The organism is Rahnella variigena, assembly GCF_003610915.1.
GTDB lineage: Bacteria > Pseudomonadota > Gammaproteobacteria > Enterobacterales > Enterobacteriaceae > Rahnella > Rahnella variigena.
On sequence record NZ_NSDJ01000001.1, the window covers coordinates 1,707,128 to 1,722,995 of the forward strand.

General features: G+C 50.1%; 12 protein-coding genes. 1 reads left to right on the plus strand and 11 read right to left on the minus strand.

All coding sequences use genetic code 11. The annotated features are described in order from the left end of the window. Positions 1–6 precede the first annotated feature (6 nt). The 11 genes from rsmE to metK form a co-directional block, all read right to left on the minus strand. The gene (gene rsmE, locus CKQ54_RS07815; RefSeq protein WP_120161007.1) at positions 7–738 is read right to left on the minus strand and encodes a 16S rRNA (uracil(1498)-N(3))-methyltransferase; all 732 of its coding nucleotides are present in this window, start codon (positions 736–738) and stop codon (positions 7–9) included. Between the two features lie 101 nt (positions 739–839). Further along, the gene (endA, locus tag CKQ54_RS07820; RefSeq protein ID WP_120161005.1) at positions 840–1,553 is read right to left on the minus strand and encodes a deoxyribonuclease I; all 714 of its coding nucleotides are present in this window, start codon (positions 1,551–1,553) and stop codon (positions 840–842) included. 92 nt (positions 1,554–1,645) lie between these two features. Continuing rightward, positions 1,646–2,167 carry a SprT family zinc-dependent metalloprotease gene (locus CKQ54_RS07825; RefSeq protein ID WP_113878352.1) on the minus strand — a complete coding sequence of 174 codons (522 nt, stop codon included), beginning with the start codon at positions 2,165–2,167 and terminating at the stop codon, positions 1,646–1,648. A gap of 116 nt (positions 2,168–2,283) precedes the next feature. Then, positions 2,284–3,678 carry a sugar porter family MFS transporter gene (locus tag CKQ54_RS07830; RefSeq protein WP_095924804.1) on the minus strand — a complete coding sequence of 465 codons (1,395 nt, stop codon included), beginning with the start codon at positions 3,676–3,678 and terminating at the stop codon, positions 2,284–2,286. A gap of 308 nt (positions 3,679–3,986) precedes the next feature. Next, on the minus strand, positions 3,987–4,736 hold the full coding sequence (locus CKQ54_RS07835; protein WP_120161003.1) for a fimbria/pilus periplasmic chaperone: 750 nt from the start codon (positions 4,734–4,736) through the stop codon (positions 3,987–3,989). A 56-nt stretch (positions 4,737–4,792) separates the two neighbouring features. Continuing rightward, a complete protein-coding gene (locus CKQ54_RS07840; protein ID WP_120161001.1) occupies positions 4,793–5,890 on the minus strand; it encodes a CfaE/CblD family pilus tip adhesin in 1,098 nt (365 codons plus the stop codon). A 12-nt stretch (positions 5,891–5,902) separates the two neighbouring features. Beyond that, complete coding sequence (locus CKQ54_RS07845; protein WP_120160999.1) at positions 5,903–7,027, minus strand: CfaE/CblD family pilus tip adhesin; 1,125 nt, start codon at positions 7,025–7,027, stop codon at positions 5,903–5,905. After that, positions 7,024–9,717, minus strand: a complete 2,694-nt coding sequence (locus CKQ54_RS07850; RefSeq protein WP_120160998.1) for a TcfC E-set like domain-containing protein — start codon at positions 9,715–9,717, stop codon at positions 7,024–7,026. The genes CKQ54_RS07845 and CKQ54_RS07850 overlap by 4 nt, the downstream gene beginning before the upstream one ends. Before the next feature lie 89 nt (positions 9,718–9,806). Beyond that, complete coding sequence (locus CKQ54_RS07855) at positions 9,807–10,310, minus strand: CS1 type fimbrial major subunit (RefSeq protein WP_120160996.1); 504 nt, start codon at positions 10,308–10,310, stop codon at positions 9,807–9,809. An 84-nt stretch (positions 10,311–10,394) separates the two neighbouring features. Then, complete coding sequence (locus CKQ54_RS07860) at positions 10,395–11,138, minus strand: fimbria/pilus periplasmic chaperone (protein WP_120160995.1); 744 nt, start codon at positions 11,136–11,138, stop codon at positions 10,395–10,397. 515 nt (positions 11,139–11,653) lie between these two features. Next, a complete protein-coding gene (gene metK, locus CKQ54_RS07865) occupies positions 11,654–12,805 on the minus strand; it encodes a methionine adenosyltransferase (RefSeq protein WP_112288996.1) in 1,152 nt (383 codons plus the stop codon). An 880-nt stretch (positions 12,806–13,685) separates the two neighbouring features. Between metK and speA the strand changes: the two genes are divergently transcribed. Then, positions 13,686–15,668: a biosynthetic arginine decarboxylase gene (gene speA, locus CKQ54_RS07870; protein WP_120160993.1), complete on the plus strand. Its 1,983-nt coding sequence runs from the start codon at positions 13,686–13,688 to the stop codon at positions 15,666–15,668. Positions 15,669–15,868: the final 200 nt, after the last annotated feature.

Consider the following 15,868-nt stretch of genomic DNA (forward strand, 5'->3'; position numbering starts at 1 on the left):
CTCCTCTTAACCCAGATCGCCGAAACGAACCTGTAAGGCCGTTATCGCGGTGAGTGCTGTGGTTTCTGTACGCAGAACACGGGGTCCCAGCAGGATATCAGTAAATCCGTAGCCGGAGGTCATTGCAATTTCGTCAGCGGATAAACCGCCTTCCGGGCCGATCAGTAAGCGAACGTGGCTCACCGGTAGCGGCAGGGTGTTAATACTGTGGCTGGCGCGCGGATGCAGGTTCAGCTTCAGGCTGTCATCCTGTTCGGCACACCAGGCTTCGAGCTGCATCACCGGGCGAATTTCAGGGATGCGGTTACGTCCGCATTGTTCGCAGGCTGCGATGGCAATTTTCTGCCATTGCTGCAATTTTTTCTCCAGGCGTTCGCCGTCAAGTTTGACGCCGCAGCGCTCAGAGAACAGCGGAGTAATGGTATTTACGCCAAGCTCGATAGATTTCTGGATGGTGAATTCCATCTTCTCGCCGCGTGAAATCACCTGGCCGAGATGCAGATCCAGCGGGGATTCGTTGTCTGACAGCACGCCTTCGCTCAGGCTGACACGCACACTTTTCTTATCAACCTGCGTGATGCTGGCGTCGAAAACCTGATTGCTGCCATCAAATAACTGGATCGCCTGACCGGGCTGCATCCGCAGAACGCGTCCGACATGGTTTGCGGCATCTTCGCTCAGCGCAATTTCGCTGTGAGCGGTCAGGGTTTCCGGATGATAAATGCGGGGTATGCGCATGTGTGGCTGCTGTCCTTAAAGTCTTTTCTGGAGGGCTATTTTGGCGTGATTAGCCCGCGTTGTCGCGAGCTAATGTGCTCTGATGACGTGATAATACTAAGTTAGCTTTTTCGTTGTGCGCAAGCTTGCTGAACGTAAGGGTTATGATTGCCCTGTACGCTGGCGATGCGATTATCGCGCTCACATTCCCATGAAGTGACCGGATACTGGCGATCCCAGGCGGTAAAGAGCTGGGTCTGCTGACGGGACAGATTCAGTTTGTACTGATCGCGCATGTAGAAATAGGTACGTGCGATGGCACCGCGGGCACGGGCTGGCGGCTCAGCGGCCTTGGCCTTGAAGTCGACTTTCATTTCGCAGCGGCCATACTGACCTTCACCACCATTCCATTGACTGTACATAAAATTATTACGGTCGCCATTCACTTCGCCGATCGCGGGTTGCAGGTTGTGCAGGTCGGTTTCAACCTGACGATAATCCGCGTTTTTCGCACAATTTTTACGTCCGCCATCCTGCCAGCACTGCATCTGATGCCCAAACTGCCACGCAGGAACCACATGTTCCCACTCAATCCGGCTGGCGCGTTGTTCACTTTTACGAACCTGATAGCCGCAGGATTGCAGATCCGGCGTGCCTTTTTTCCCCTGCCAGCTGATGTTACAGCCGCAATAGAAGGTCGGCGCACCCTGATTAATTTTTACCGCTGCGGCTTTGGCCTGAGAGAAATTATTGATGGCATGACCAGACTGGCTCAAGGCGCTCAGCGGTGCCAGCGCACCGATAAACAGAAAAGATAAGAACGTTTTACGAAACATGTTTCTGAAAGACCTGAGACTAAAAGGCCGGAAGGGTAACGGATACCACGGGCTGTGACAATGAGACTTTGCCGTGATTACTGATTGAAAAATCAGCAGTTAGTGGTGCCTTTAGCATTAAACCGTAACAGCTCGCCACAATGGCGGCAGCGGTATTCTGACTCTTTGCGCATCACTTTATTATGACGACGCACGGTCAGCTGATGGTCACGGCAGGCGCATAAATACGGATAGGTTTTGCTTTGCACGGAGGCGACTTCAAACTTGTGCGTTCTGCTGGCTGAAACGCCCAGAACATGTTCCATCATCCAGCGCCACTCTTTGCCGTGCGGCGCAGGTGCCCGGCCAAACCGACGATATACCAGCAGGTGCGCCAGTTCGTGCGGTACCACTTCATCGATAAAAGGCTGCTGGTTTTCCATCAGCAATACCGGATTGAGCCGGATTTGCCAGTGTTGCAGATACGCGCTGCCCGCGCTGGTGCCGCGTTGCTGATAAGTGATTTCCGGCTCCGTGTAATCGGTGCCAAAAAACTGATTTGCCATCCGGAGTTTTTCCCGCAGACAGCGCATAACGGCCTGTTGCAGGGCGATGGGGAGACGTGAGGTTTTCATCTGGCGAAGGATAAATCTGGCAGGGGAGAGATGCAATATGGAATTCCTCCCCTTTGCAGGGGAGGAAAAGCTGGCTGATTTATAGCCGACCTATTTATTGCGGACTTATGGCGAACTTACTTACCGATGTCGCGCAGGGCTTCGCCTTTCATCAGGTTGCGTTCGATGTGTTCCAGAGAGACGTTTTTAGTCTCAGGGATCAATGCAATGGTGATGAAGATGAAGACTACGTTCAGCGCAGCGTACACCCAGAAGGTGTTGGCGTTACCGAGGCTGTCGAGCATGGTCAGGAAGGTCGCACCGACGATCATGTTGGCGATCCAGTTAGTCGCGGTGGACACAGTGATACCAAAATCACGGCCTTTCAGCGGCTGAATTTCAGAACACAATACCCAGATCAGCGGACCGGCACTCATTGCAAAACCGACGATGAACATCAGCAGCATGGCGATGGAGAAGTATTTTGCCGCATCGGATTCAACACCGATATGCAGCATGGTACCCAGCACGCCCATACCGACGGCCATGACCAGGAAGCCCAGTTTCAGCGTTGGTTTACGGCCCCAGCGGTCAACCAGACCGATAGCAATGAAGGTCGCCAGAACGTTGACCAGACCGACAATAACCGTGCCCCACATCTGCTGTGACGTGCTGGCGAAACCGGCGATGCCGAAGATTTTTGGTGCGTAGTACATGATGACGTTCATACCGGTGAACTGCTGCATCACCTGCAACAGAATGCCGAGGTAAACCGCACGACGGAAGTTTTTGTTGTTAACAAACAGTCCCCAGCCGCTTTGTTTTACTTTCAGGCTTTCACGGATTTCATCCAGTTCGCGTTTAGCCTGCTCGCTGGAATCACGCAGTTTTTCCAGTACGCGACGCGCTTTACCGTCATCGCCACGTGCGGCCAGCCAGCGCGGGCTGTCCGGCAGGAAGAAGACACCAATCAGCAGCAGCAACGCAGGAATGGTGATGATACCCAGCATCCAGCGCCATGCGCCGGTATAGCTGAACGCGGTATCAGACAGATACGCCGCCAGGATACCGATAGTGATCATCAGCTGATACATGGAAATCATGCTGCCGCGGATTTTTTCCGGTGCGATTTCTGACAGGTAAATGGGTGCGGTGTAAGACGCGATACCGACTGCCAGACCCAGCAGAACGCGGGCAACAATCAGGATTTCTGCATTGGGTGCAAAGGCGGAACACAGGGAGCCGATAACGAACAGAACCGCGCCAATCATCAGGCTGTATTTACGTCCCAGGCGGAAGTTCAGCCAGCCGCTGCCGACAGCACCGACGGCAGCACCAAACATCATGGAACTGACAACCCACTCCTGTTGGTGGTTTGTGATCTGGAAGTCATGGCTGATAAAGGGCAGGGCACCAGCGATGACGCCGATATCTAAGCCGAACAGCAGTCCGGCAAGTGCAGCGAGAAAACAGACAAAGAAAGTGACGCTTTTATTCGAGCGTTTTCCTTTGGTCGAAGTTGAGTTGTTCATCCGGTCTCCAAAATAATGCAATCGTTTTGAGTTTGTAATAATGCTTAGGCTGTTATGTTATTTACCCTGCGCACAGCTTAACGTGAACCCGCTCACAGTGTTGTAATCGTTTACACTTATAGGTGTGATTGGGTGTCTTGTTTTTGAAGGGTTTCAAACGGATAGCGTAACAGGAAGGGGATGTGCCGGAGAGTAATAGCCCGAAAATTGATTTATATCAATCAATACAGTGTTTCAAACTTTTACATATACAAATAACCAATTAATTTATAACAAGTTATGTTCTGTAACCGTTTTCATTATGGCAATTACTTAAACGGAAAATTCTCCACTTCCTGCTTTTGAGTGTAATCGTTGAAATAATCGATTCGAATTTTTTCAGACGATGCTGAAGCAGAAAATGTTAAGGCCGGAGGGTATGGCTTGCCCGGATAGACGTTTTTCTTCAGCGCTTTCCACTGGCAGCGGGCGTCTTTTTTATCGCTGTCACACAGGCCGATACGATTCACTAACAGATGAATGTTTCCCGTATTGGTGATTTGCTGACGAGAGGTGTCCCAACCCAGTCTGGCGACCGGTTTTGCAGGGGGCACCATCACAACCACGCCCCAGACAATGGTCAGGCTCAGAGCGCTGGTGAAATTTTTATCGCTTGCTGTATTTTTAAATTCTTCCGGTGTCATCGACTGAAAATGGACACGATAGATTTTTTCTTCATTGCTTTCCCCCAGACCGACGATCCTCACCTGCTGACTGTTACCGGCAGGCAATCCAAATTTCAGCGGTGAAACCACCAGGCTATTTTGCGCGCCTTGCGGTGCCGGCGTTTCGTTTTCTTCTGCGGTGCCGGGATTGTGAACTTCGGTGATTTTTCCCTGAATATATTGCGTCGTTTCGCTTTTAGAACTGATGACCACCGTCGTTGCATGTTGCTCATTGAGCTTCACTTTCATCGGTGAAACGGTGATATTGGCGAAACACAAGGCAGGCATCGCCAGCATCAGGGGCGGGAATATTTTCAGACCGGAGACCAGCCATTGTGTCTGTGACCTGCGCATAAAAATCCTTACGTTGAAGACGTTGATGAGGTGCAATCCGTTGTCCTGAGAATCGTCTAAAGTTGCGGTGTAAAGTTCACGATCAAGTGTCCGGTATAATGCCCGGCTTGTTTGCTGTTGATATCAATGGTTTTGGTGCTGAGTTCCAGCGGGGCCGGAATACATAAAACCGCCTGCGGGATCCCGGGCAGATGCATCGGCCGGATGTGTGCAGTCTGAATATCCGGTATCACCAGATCATTACCGCGTATCACACTAATGTATTTACCGTCGGGTGCCTGCATTCGCACATAATAATCAATCCTGCCTGAGTCCTGATTTACATCACCCTGGTCAGAATAAATGGAAAAATAGGCGTTATTGCGTTCCTTCGTACCCTGCTGCAGATCGTCAAATTTCAGGGTGAAACTGGTACTGTTCGAGCCATAACCGTCGTACAAACACATATCTATCGTTGCCGCGCCATTCATTTGTGTCTGATTGCCACCGGTGCCGGGGAGCGGGCGCATGTTGAGATCAACGTGCGCTGCGGCTTCGCCAAATTCTGGTAAGTAGATTTGCTGGTTATTATTGTCGGTGACGTTGAGGGTAATATGGGCGTTCCAGTCTGCGAGTTTGACTGCAGGATCCCACTGCGTCAGCACCACTTTAAATTCCGCTTGCCAGATCCCACCTGTTGGAAATTTAGCTAATTCTGCGGCAGCAATTTTAAAATTCGCCGTTGTTTCATAGGTTGGCCCGCCGCTACAGCCTGAATCACTTTTGAATGTGCCCCATGCATCCACTTCGTGAGAACCACTGATATTGATTATCTGAGTAAGGTGACTGCGTTTTTCACGAAATAGGAGAGGAATTGACTCGGTATAGTAACTGCACCAGGAAGGCTTGGTCTTACACTGCCCATTTTCAGGGTCTGAACTGGAAAGGCAAACCCATGAATTTCTTACCCATAATCCCGGATTATCTGTATCGTAGCCGCCACTCTCATTCTTCCAGATATCAATTTGTGAAGGAGGGCTGGATTTATCAAATGCGGCAGTCACGGGCGTGTCACGCCCGGTCGGTTCCACTCTTTCAGCTTTAACTGACGTGGCTGTCAGGGCGCTTAATATAGTTAACAGGCTAGCGAGAAAGTACGTTTCTTTTCTATCCATTTAGAGAGCGCCCTAAAGCTGTGAGGTAAAGTTCACAATCAGGTGTCCGGTATAATGTCCGGCTTGTTTGCTGTTGATATCCATAGTTTTAGTGCTTAATTGCAGCGGCGCCGGGACACACAATACCGCCTGTGGGATCCCTGGCAGATGTACCTGCCGGACTTTGGCGGTCTGAATATCTGACACAACCAGATCATCACCGCGTATCACACTGACGTATTTGCCGTCAGGGCCCTGCATTTTCACGTAATAATCAATGCGCCCGGAATCCTGATTAATGTCACCGTGATCAGAATAAATTGAGAAGTATCCGTTATTGCGCTGAATTGTTCCCTGCTGTTGATCGTCAAATTTCAGGATGAAACTGGAGCTGTTCGAGCCATAACCATCGTATAAACACATATCTATAGTAGCAGCCCCATTCATTTGTGTCTGATTACCGCCAGTGCCTGGCAGCGGACGCATGTTAAGATCCACTCGCGGTGCGGCTTCGCCAAATTCAGGTAAATAGATTTGCTGGTTATTCGGGTCGTTGACGTCAACAGTAATATTTGAATCCCAGTGATAGACCTCGGTTCCGCCGCTGTTATGCAGGAGGATTTTGAGTTGGGCGGTCCATATTCCTCCCGTTGGTAACATATTGAGCTGAGCTGCCGGGATCTTAAGTGTCAGGTTAACGCCGTCCGTTAAGTCACTGCCACAGGAGTTTTGTGCACTTTGGTTCATCGGTTTAGGGTCGCCATACGTAGCGCAACCTCCGTTATACCAGTAGGCTTCGCGGGTACCTTGCAACTCGAGAGTCTGGGTCGCTCCACTGCGTTTTTCAGTGAATTTCAGATAGACCGGCAGGTTGGCCGCGTATCCACCTTTGCCGGTTGGGCATTTTCCATTTTCGTCGACGGTACTGGATGTACAGGCCCAGTAGTTAAGCCCCCATCGTCCGGAGTTGGTTGAATCATAGCCTCCGCTTTCTCTTGACCAAATATTGACGGTCGATGCAGCGCCTTTGGTGATGCTCATATTGACATCAATGCTGTGATCAATAGGGGCGACGGTCTCTGCAAGGGCATCTGGCAGCACCAGAAACTGAGCGCTGAACAAAAAAAATAAAGAGGTCAGGAGACGAGTTATGTTCATTTTACTTTCCGAATATTTTCAGGTAAATCAGCAGGCTGCACCGGTTTACACAATGTTTTTCCGACATAGCGCACCACATCGCGGCTGGATTGTACGGTGACCGCACACTGGTAATTTTGCTCACCGTTTTTGACATACAGCGTTTTCGCTAATGAGGTCATTTCTGCAGTAAAGCCGCCATCTTCCGAACTGCTGAAGGCATTGGCATTGAGCATAGTGCCGGTATTCAATGGTTCACCTGTCGCCGTCACCAACTGCCCTACGTAGGTGTAATGCGATTCCATCGTCACTTCACGCAGTTTCATTTTCCCCGGCAGGAGGAATAAATTCTGACTCCCTGCGCCCTGAGTAATGCTGGCCTGGCTGCCGGTGCTGACATCACGGCTTTCATTGACCGAGACTTTGCCTTCTTCAAAACCGGTAACCGGGAACAGTGCTTTGCTGTTCTGTTTCATGTGGGCCGCACCGCCGCCCTGAACGGAAACGTCGATCAGCGCGTCATCCGCTGCATCCGGATCTTCTTCTTCGCTGCCTTTGACTTTTACTGCCACGGCTGCGCCCGGTGAACCTGTACCGCCCGGCCCCCAGAAGAAACCGGATTTGGAGACGGCAACGGAAGAGCTGTAGCTGCCAGTTACCGCACCCTGATGCGTTTTTTGCTCATTGTCATAGCTGTCGGAAACGGTGAGTTCGCCATTGCCATACTGGCCATTGAGACGGCCGTGAACCGACGCGTTAGCGTTATCAGTATCCGTGCCACCCACATCAATACCCAGTTCACGATCGTTATTGCTGCCCCAGTCCCAGTTCTGGCTGGCGTTGTACGTCATCTGTGCATCGCCATTCTGGCTGCCCTGATAATCCGTACTGAAGGAGGTATTGCTGCTGCGAAGCTGCGCATCTTTTGGCGTATTGCGTGACAGGGAGAAGCCCACGTAAACACCTTTGTCGTTATCGCTGTCGCTGCTGCTCTGACGACGGTAACCGCCGAATCGCGTGGTGATGGTCATTTGCTTCCAGTTGAAGCTTTTGTTCATGCTCAGCTGAACGGTGTTCGAGGTACTCTGCGATTCGGTGTTATTGATCATGTTGTCTTCAAAAGGCTTTGAAGGATCGTATGACGAGGAGTCCGGCGAGAGGCTGGTATTTTTATTGTATGTGTAGCCGAGCGAGGCGGACCAGCCTTTGACCGGCACAGAAAGTGTGGCGTTAACGGATTCGTAGCAGCCAATATCAGCGTAATCATTTTCCCCGACATCAGCACTGGTGCAGCTTTTACCGTAGGCGGCATTGCGATAGACGCTCATGGAAAAGCCGTCGTTGTAACTGATTTGCTCCACGTTACCTTTCGAACCGTCGGTGCCGCTGAAAACGTTGGCCTGCATATCCAGTACGCCGTCGATCAGTTTGCCGGTAAAACCGTGCGTCCATTGCAGACCCGCTTCACCGTAATTTTCATTATCAGTATTCGCGACGCCCGCGGTGGCCATCAGTTCGGCAAATACCGGCAGGCGCGCCCCGGCCTGCATCACGGGTTTGCGTGACGTGCTGTCATTTTCTTCGTCATCAGTAGTGCTGACGACTTTATTATCTGCTGTTTCACCGGCCTGTATAAACCATTGCATATGCCCGTCATTGATCCCACCGGTTTTGGTAAACGGCTGAGTTTCAGTACGCACGAGCTGGTTATTCTCATAAATTCGCAGGGTGACGGCATAACTGCCGCTCGGGAAGTTGCCGGTATCCAGCGTATTTGAACCATTATTAAGATAAAACGTACCGAGCAACTGATTGCCACGATAAGCATCCACGCGGGATTTAGTGGAAAGCAGTACCACCAGCGGGGAACCCTTGCTGGCCTCATCAAGATTCAGGTAGCTCAGGGAACTCCCGGCACGCACACCATCGATCGCATTGAGCGGCAACAGCGAGAAACTGATATTGCCGCCGAGATTGCTTGAGAGATCGCGTGAATCCATGCGTCCGGCCTGCACATAATGGCGTTTGCCTAAACTCTGGCGGAAATAGAGGTCATCGACGGATACCGTCTGGCTGTCGCTGTCGTCACTTTTGTAGGAATCGAGTGACCAGTCAAAACCGACATAGCCATTCGTCAGGACGCCGAGTGCACCAGAGCCCTGTAATGACAGGCTCTGGTATTCATCCTGCGCCGCGATGTTCAGGGTTTGCTGATGAATTAACGCATTTTCAGTTTGTGCGGTCGGAGTGTAATAAAGCGTTTTTCCGCCGGATTCCGGTACCAGTTTTTTACTGACGAAAACGTCGGCTGCGCTGTTATTCTCATCATAAATCAGGGCCAGAGAATCAGTTTCCAGATAGCCGCATCCTTTGGCATTGGCATTACTGCCACACGCCAGGTTGCCGTGTCGTGGAAGAGGGGCGGATAAGGTCGCCAGCATCTGCTGATATTCCGGGGTACCGGCTTTCAGTGGCAGATTTAAGGCTTTAAGCACCGACTGCGGGTCTTTGAACTGGACGGTTTCCAGCGTGACGTTAGCTTCAAATAATCCGGCCGACTGGCCGAGCAGGTTGACGTTCAGCCAGACGTTCTGACCTGAGACCAGTTCTTCAAAGCCGGGGGGGACGTCGGAGTCTGCTAAAGCAAGATTGCTGAATAAAGCAAAATGAATTGCCAGAAAGCAAAGGGACACTTTCAAATTGGGTTTCATTATTTTTCCTTTATTCAAAAATCTGAGAGGGGGAAAAGAATCGGCCTGATTTACAGGCCGATGAGGAGTGACTTAGGTGGGGCGAACGCTTATGGCGTTTCAGTTGCCTGAGTCAGTACAACGCTGACAACACCGCTGTAGTTACCGGAAGCAACGGGTACCTGAGTAGCCTGGCTGATCATCAGTGGCTGGATGATGGAACCATTTGCAGTGTCACCTGTAGGGAACAAATGAGTTGCGGCCATCGTTTGTGGTGCCTGAGTCAGAATCAGGTCACCGTATTTTACGGTTAATGCGATACTTGAATTCACGCCGACGGTATCCATTAATTGCGGAGCACCCGCAAGGCTGATATTCACGTCTTTTTCCGCATCATTGGAATAGATTTTGGTGGACTGTGTAACGGGTTCCAGACCCACACCAGGCATATAACCCATTTCCATAGTTGATGGTAATACATCACCCGTGTCAGTGGTCATATCCAGAGTGGCATCCACGTTTGCAGTCACAGTAATATCTTTCTGTACAGCATAAGCGTTAATAGCCATGCCCATGATTACTGTAGCCATCAATGGTTTAATAAATGATTTCATTTTACTTCCTTAATAGAGAGGTGCATATCAATATGCAGGGTTTATAACAAGGGTTATTCTTACTGCTTGTGAAAAATAGAATGTCTATTTTGCACTGAATTCTTTTACGCCAGCGGATTTATCTGTCCAGTTTGAATATTTCACCTTCACCACGCTATAATTACTCCCCTTAAATAAAGCAGGATCTAATGTGGTGTGCTGATTAGGGTAAATGCTATTTTTAACCGGTTTGCTCCATTTACATCCATCATCAGTGAGTTGCTGAGGGCATAGACCGATACTGTTAATCTTCAGATGTATATTGCCGGTATTGTTGACCACGCGGCTCACCGGGTCCAGCGTGAAGTCCAGTCGCGGTACAGCAGGCGGGACGGTAACCAGTACGCCCCAGATCATGCTGATGCCGAGCTTAGCCGGTTGTTTCTGATCCTTTTTATCGCTGTTATTATTCAGCCCCGGCACACCCTCAAAATAAACACGGTATGCCTCTTCTGTTTGCGGTGGCTGAATATTTATCATACGTATAATTCGGGTGGTGCCGGGAGCAAGTCCAAATTTCTCCGGAGTAACAACAATACCGTTTCCTGATGACTGACTGATTGTCGTTTCATTTTCCTGTGGTGTGGCCGGGTTATTAATTTTCTTCACGGTTGTTTTTACATATTCCGTGGTGGCGGAATTTGTTGTTACGCTAATTTGTGCGCCACCACTTTTTTGCATAGGAACCGAAATCGGATAGACGCTTATTCCTGCAAATGATGATGCTGATAAAATTAATGGGGAGGCCGCTAAAATCATTATTAATGATTTTAATTTATTTGATGGCATTGTCATTTTCTCAATGTTTAATAAGTCGCTATCCTGAAGAAGATTTCGTTAATTCCCTTTGAGTAAATATTAGTCTGAACGCTTTCGATGGGGTGAATAATAGATTCAATGAATGTTCAGGTCAATGGCACGCAAATTAGCTATTTGTGTTATTTGTTTAAGTATAAATGTTCGACAACACAAATATAACATTTGAAAAAACGCTCACCATACTGATTATGAAGGGCTTTTAATCAGTATTTTATGTCAGTTATCGTTAATGTTAAAAAAAAGAGAGGGGATAATTTAAATATGACGCATATCTACATAATGTATTAAGTAAAATAAATAAGAATGCATCTAAGAAAATAACCTTAAAAATCATTCAGATAAAACAACTGCGTTTATCTGTTGTTGTAAGCTGTTTAGGTATTAGAATGATGAAAAAGAAAGGAAAAAGAAAATAAAGGGAAACCAGAGAAATAAAAAACCCCGCTTGCGGCGGGGTTTGAGAGGTTTTATGTCGCGTGGGTTTCTTATAAACCTGCGGCTTCGCGCAACTGAGCGGCTCTGTCGGTTTTTTCCCAAGGGAAATGTTCGCGACCAAAGTGACCGTAGGCTGCGGTTTCTTTATAGATAGGGTGCAGTAAGTCCATCATCTGGATCAAACCGTATGGACGCAGGTCGAAGAACTCGCGCACCAGCAAGGTCAGCTGTTCGTTGGAAACTTTACCGGTACCGAAGGTTTCCACCATGATGGAAGTCGGTTCAGCCACGCCGATTGCGTAAGACACCTGGATTTCACAACGGTCAGCCAGACCGGCAGCCACGATGTTTTTCGCCACATAACGTGCCGCGTAGGCCGCTGAACGGTCAACTTTAGATGGATCTTTACCGGAGAACGCACCGCCACCGTGACGGGCCATACCGCCGTAGGTGTCTACGATGATTTTACGACCGGTCAGACCGCAGTCACCCATCGGGCCACCGATAACGAAACGGCCAGTCGGGTTGATGTGGTATTTGGTACCGGCGTTCAGCCACTCAGCGGGCAACACAGGTTTGATGATTTCTTCCATCACCGCTTCCTGCAGATCTTTCAGCGAGATGTCTTCAGAATGCTGAGTAGATAAAACAACGGCATCAATGCCGACAATTTTACCTTCGTCATACTGGAAAGTGACCTGGCTTTTTGCATCCGGGCGCAACCATGGCAGGGTACCTGATTTGCGTACTTCTGCCTGACGCTGCACCAGACGGTGTGCGTAAGTTACCGGTGCTGGCATCAGCACGTCGGTTTCGTTGGTCGCATAACCAAACATCAGACCCTGGTCGCCTGCACCTTGTTCCAGCGGATCAGTACGGTCAACGCCCTGATTGATATCCGGCGATTGCTTGCCGATAGCGCTCAGCACTGCGCAGGAATTGGCATCGAAACCCATGTCAGAATGGATATAGCCAATTTCGCGAACAGTCTGACGCGTGATTTCTTCAACGTCGACCCATGCGCTGGTGGTGATTTCACCGCCAACCAGGACCATGCCGGTTTTGACATAAGTTTCACATGCAACACGTGCTTTTGGGTCTTGCTCTAAAATTGCGTCCAGGACAGCATCGGAAATCTGGTCAGCAATTTTGTCTGGATGTCCTTCCGAAACGGATTCGGACGTGAAGAGGTGTTTAGCCATTATGTTCTTTACCTTACATACGACGGGTTAGATATCACTGCATAGCACTGGGGTGACGGGCAGATGAGGAGCTGAGCTCAACATTGTCGCAATGCGTCCTGCATGTCCCCATTAGGCAAAGCCTTGAAGCAGTTTGCGCGTTAAACCACCCATGCGTGCGGACGGATTAACATCTGGACGGCTATTTTAGGATAGCAGACGTTCTGAATGCCAGTCATTTTTGTGACAGAGTGGGCGTTATTGTGCGGGTTTGCAGTGATATTCACGGTCTGAAACTAGTTACACCGCATTTTCATTTTGCAATTACAGCGGGTTGCCGGTATAAACGGCGCGCGCTATGCACATTTCTGCAGGCCCTGCAGAAGCAGCGTATTCCAGTAATTACTGTTTTCTCAGCTTGAATGCCCGCGGGTGATGCGTGGCACGTGTGGAGGTGGTTAGTTTAATGACCCACTTTTTACCGCTTGTAACATTTCAACAGCATCCCCTGCAGCCTTCATTGCGTTCTGCAGCACTTCTTTCAGACTTTCATTCAGAAAAGCGTCTGTCTTCTTTGCGATGTTTCAGAAAGCCCGACGACAGACAGGTCAGTCGCCGACATCGGTACGCTACTCAGTAACCTCAGGCCTGCGTGAACATCGCAATCCCGACACAATACTGATGTAGCCTGCAATCTCCCGGGGCATCCATCCCTGATTTCTCCCGACTCGTTACACGGAGTCTAAAAACGTGTTTTACAATGATATGAGTGGAAAACAGTCTCGTGGCTGTGGCTCGCAGGGTTTTATCCTGTCTGAAAGCCAGCCTTGCGGGTTGTTCTCACCTGTTGTTACTGCGATAGTGGCTGGCCATGTTGTCAGTATAGAAAGAGGATTTACCTATGTCTGATGACATCCAGTCCCACCGTCCGTCACATGCGGGCGATACTGTTTCTTTGCGCTCCATGCAGGAGGTTGCCGTGAACGATCGTGATGCCAGCAAAATGCTGCGCACTTACAACGTTGCCTATTGGGGTAACAATTATTATGACGTCAACGAACTGGGCCACATCAGTGTCTGCCCTGATCCTGACGAGCCTTCTGCCCGTGTCGATCTGGCACAACTGGTAAAAGACATGCGTGAGCAGGACGGTCAGCGTCTGCCGGCACTGTTCTGTTTCCCACAAATTTTGCAGCACCGTCTGCGTTCGATTAACGCCGCGTTCAAACGTGCGCGTGAATCGTTCGGCTACGAGGGTGACTACTTCCTGGTTTACCCGATTAAGGTTAACCAGCACCGCCGCGTGATTGAATCGCTGGTGGAATCCGGTGAACCACTGGGTCTGGAAGCGGGCTCAAAAGCTGAGCTGATGGCCGTTCTGGCGCATGCCGGGATGACCCGTTCCGTTATCGTCTGTAACGGTTACAAAGACCGTGAATACATTCGTCTGGCGCTGATCGGCGAAAAGCTCGGTCACAAGGTGTATCTGGTTATCGAGAAGATGACTGAGATTAAACTGGTGCTGGAAGAAGCTGAGCGTCTCAATGTGATCCCGCGTCTGGGCGTGCGTGCGCGTCTGTCTTCGCAGGGCTCCGGTAAATGGCAGTCCAGCGGCGGCGAGAAATCGAAATTCGGTCTGGCGGCGTCTCAGGTTCTGCAACTGGTCGAAATGCTGCGTGAAGCAGGGCGTCTGGAAAGTCTGCAATTGCTGCACTTCCACCTGGGTTCACAGCTGGCGAATATCCGCGATATTTCCACCGGTGTGCGTGAGTCCGCGCGTTTCTACGTTGAACTGCACAAGCTGGGCGTCAACATTCAGTGCTTCGATGTCGGCGGTGGTTTGGGTGTGGATTACGAAGGCACCCGTTCGCAGTCTGACTGCTCGGTGAACTATGGCCTGAATGAATACGCTAACAACGTCATCTGGGGTATCGGCGACGCCTGTAATGAGCATGGCCTGCCGCATCCGACGGTGATCACCGAGTCTGGCCGCGCAGTGACCGCGCACCATACCGTGCTGGTGTCCAACGTGATTGGCGTTGAGCGCAACGAATTCAAAGAGCCGGTTGCCCCGGAAAATGATGCGCCGCGCGCACTGGGCAGCATGTGGGATACCTGGAACGAAATGCACGATCCTGAAAACCGTCGCTCATTGCGTGAATGGCTGCATGACAGTCAGATGGATTTGCACGACGTTCATTCGCAATATGCGCACGGCATTTTGGATCTGACCCAGCGCGCCTGGGCGGAAGACATCTACCTGAATATCTGTAACAAAATTCAGGATCAGCTGGATCCGAGCAACCGTGCACACCGTCCGATCATCGACGAATTGCAGGAACGTATGGCGGACAAACTGTACGTCAACTTCTCGCTGTTCCAGTCTATGCCGGATGCGTGGGGTATCGATCAGTTGTTCCCGGTTCTGCCGCTGGAAGGTCTGGATAAGCCACCGGTAGGCCGTGCGGTACTGCTGGACATTACCTGTGATTCCGACGGTACTATCGATCACTATATCGACGGTGACGGTGTTGCCACGACCATGCCAATGCCGCCGTACGATCCAGAGGATCCGCCGGTGCTGGGCTTCTTTATGGTCGGTGCCTATCAGGAGATTCTCGGCAACATGCACAACCTGTTCGGCGATACCGCAGCGGTAGATGTGTTTGTGTTCCCTGACGGCAGCATTGAAGTGCAGCAGTCCGACGAAGGCGATACCGTGGCGGACATGCTGGAGTACGTACAGCTGGATCCGAATGTGTTGCTGGCCCGTTTCCGCGATCAGGTAAAAGAAACCGATCTGGACGCTGAACTGCAGGCACAGTTTGTTGAAGAGTTTGAATCCGGTTTATACGGTTATACGTATCTGGAAGAAGATGAATAAGCGTTTATAAATAGTAATAAACGAATCTGCAACGCCCGAGTTTTTTCGGGCGTTTATATTTTTTAAGTGAATGTTATTTATATAATCCATATTAAATGTGAATTAATTCCTCACTAAATTCTCTGCACAACAATAATTTCCCTGCAAATATCCCCCATCAGCACGCTTTAACACTTTTCCCGCCTTTTTATCCCGTATCT

Bases quoted from the DNA above. Each gene is read 5' to 3' on its own strand.
- CKQ54_RS07830 (WP_095924804.1), bottom strand. From the start codon at position 3,678: ATGAACAACTCAACTTCGACCAAAGGAAAACGCTCGAATAAAAGCGTC.
- CKQ54_RS07855 (WP_120160996.1), bottom strand. From the start codon at position 10,310: ATGAAATCATTTATTAAACCATTGATGGCTACAGTAATCATGGGCATG.
- CKQ54_RS07835 (WP_120161003.1), bottom strand. From the start codon at position 4,736: ATGCGCAGGTCACAGACACAATGGCTGGTCTCCGGTCTGAAAATATTC.
- metK (WP_112288996.1), bottom strand. From the start codon at position 12,805: ATGGCTAAACACCTCTTCACGTCCGAATCCGTTTCGGAAGGACATCCA.
- rsmE (WP_120161007.1), bottom strand. From the start codon at position 738: ATGCGCATACCCCGCATTTATCATCCGGAAACCCTGACCGCTCACAGC.
- CKQ54_RS07825 (WP_113878352.1), bottom strand. From the start codon at position 2,167: ATGAAAACCTCACGTCTCCCCATCGCCCTGCAACAGGCCGTTATGCGC.
- CKQ54_RS07840 (WP_120161001.1), bottom strand. From the start codon at position 5,890: ATGGATAGAAAAGAAACGTACTTTCTCGCTAGCCTGTTAACTATATTA.
- CKQ54_RS07860 (WP_120160995.1), bottom strand. From the start codon at position 11,138: ATGCCATCAAATAAATTAAAATCATTAATAATGATTTTAGCGGCCTCC.
- endA (WP_120161005.1), bottom strand. From the start codon at position 1,553: ATGTTTCGTAAAACGTTCTTATCTTTTCTGTTTATCGGTGCGCTGGCA.
- CKQ54_RS07850 (WP_120160998.1), bottom strand. From the start codon at position 9,717: ATGAAACCCAATTTGAAAGTGTCCCTTTGCTTTCTGGCAATTCATTTT.
- speA (WP_120160993.1), top strand. From the start codon at position 13,686: ATGTCTGATGACATCCAGTCCCACCGTCCGTCACATGCGGGCGATACT.
- CKQ54_RS07845 (WP_120160999.1), bottom strand. From the start codon at position 7,027: ATGAACATAACTCGTCTCCTGACCTCTTTATTTTTTTTGTTCAGCGCT.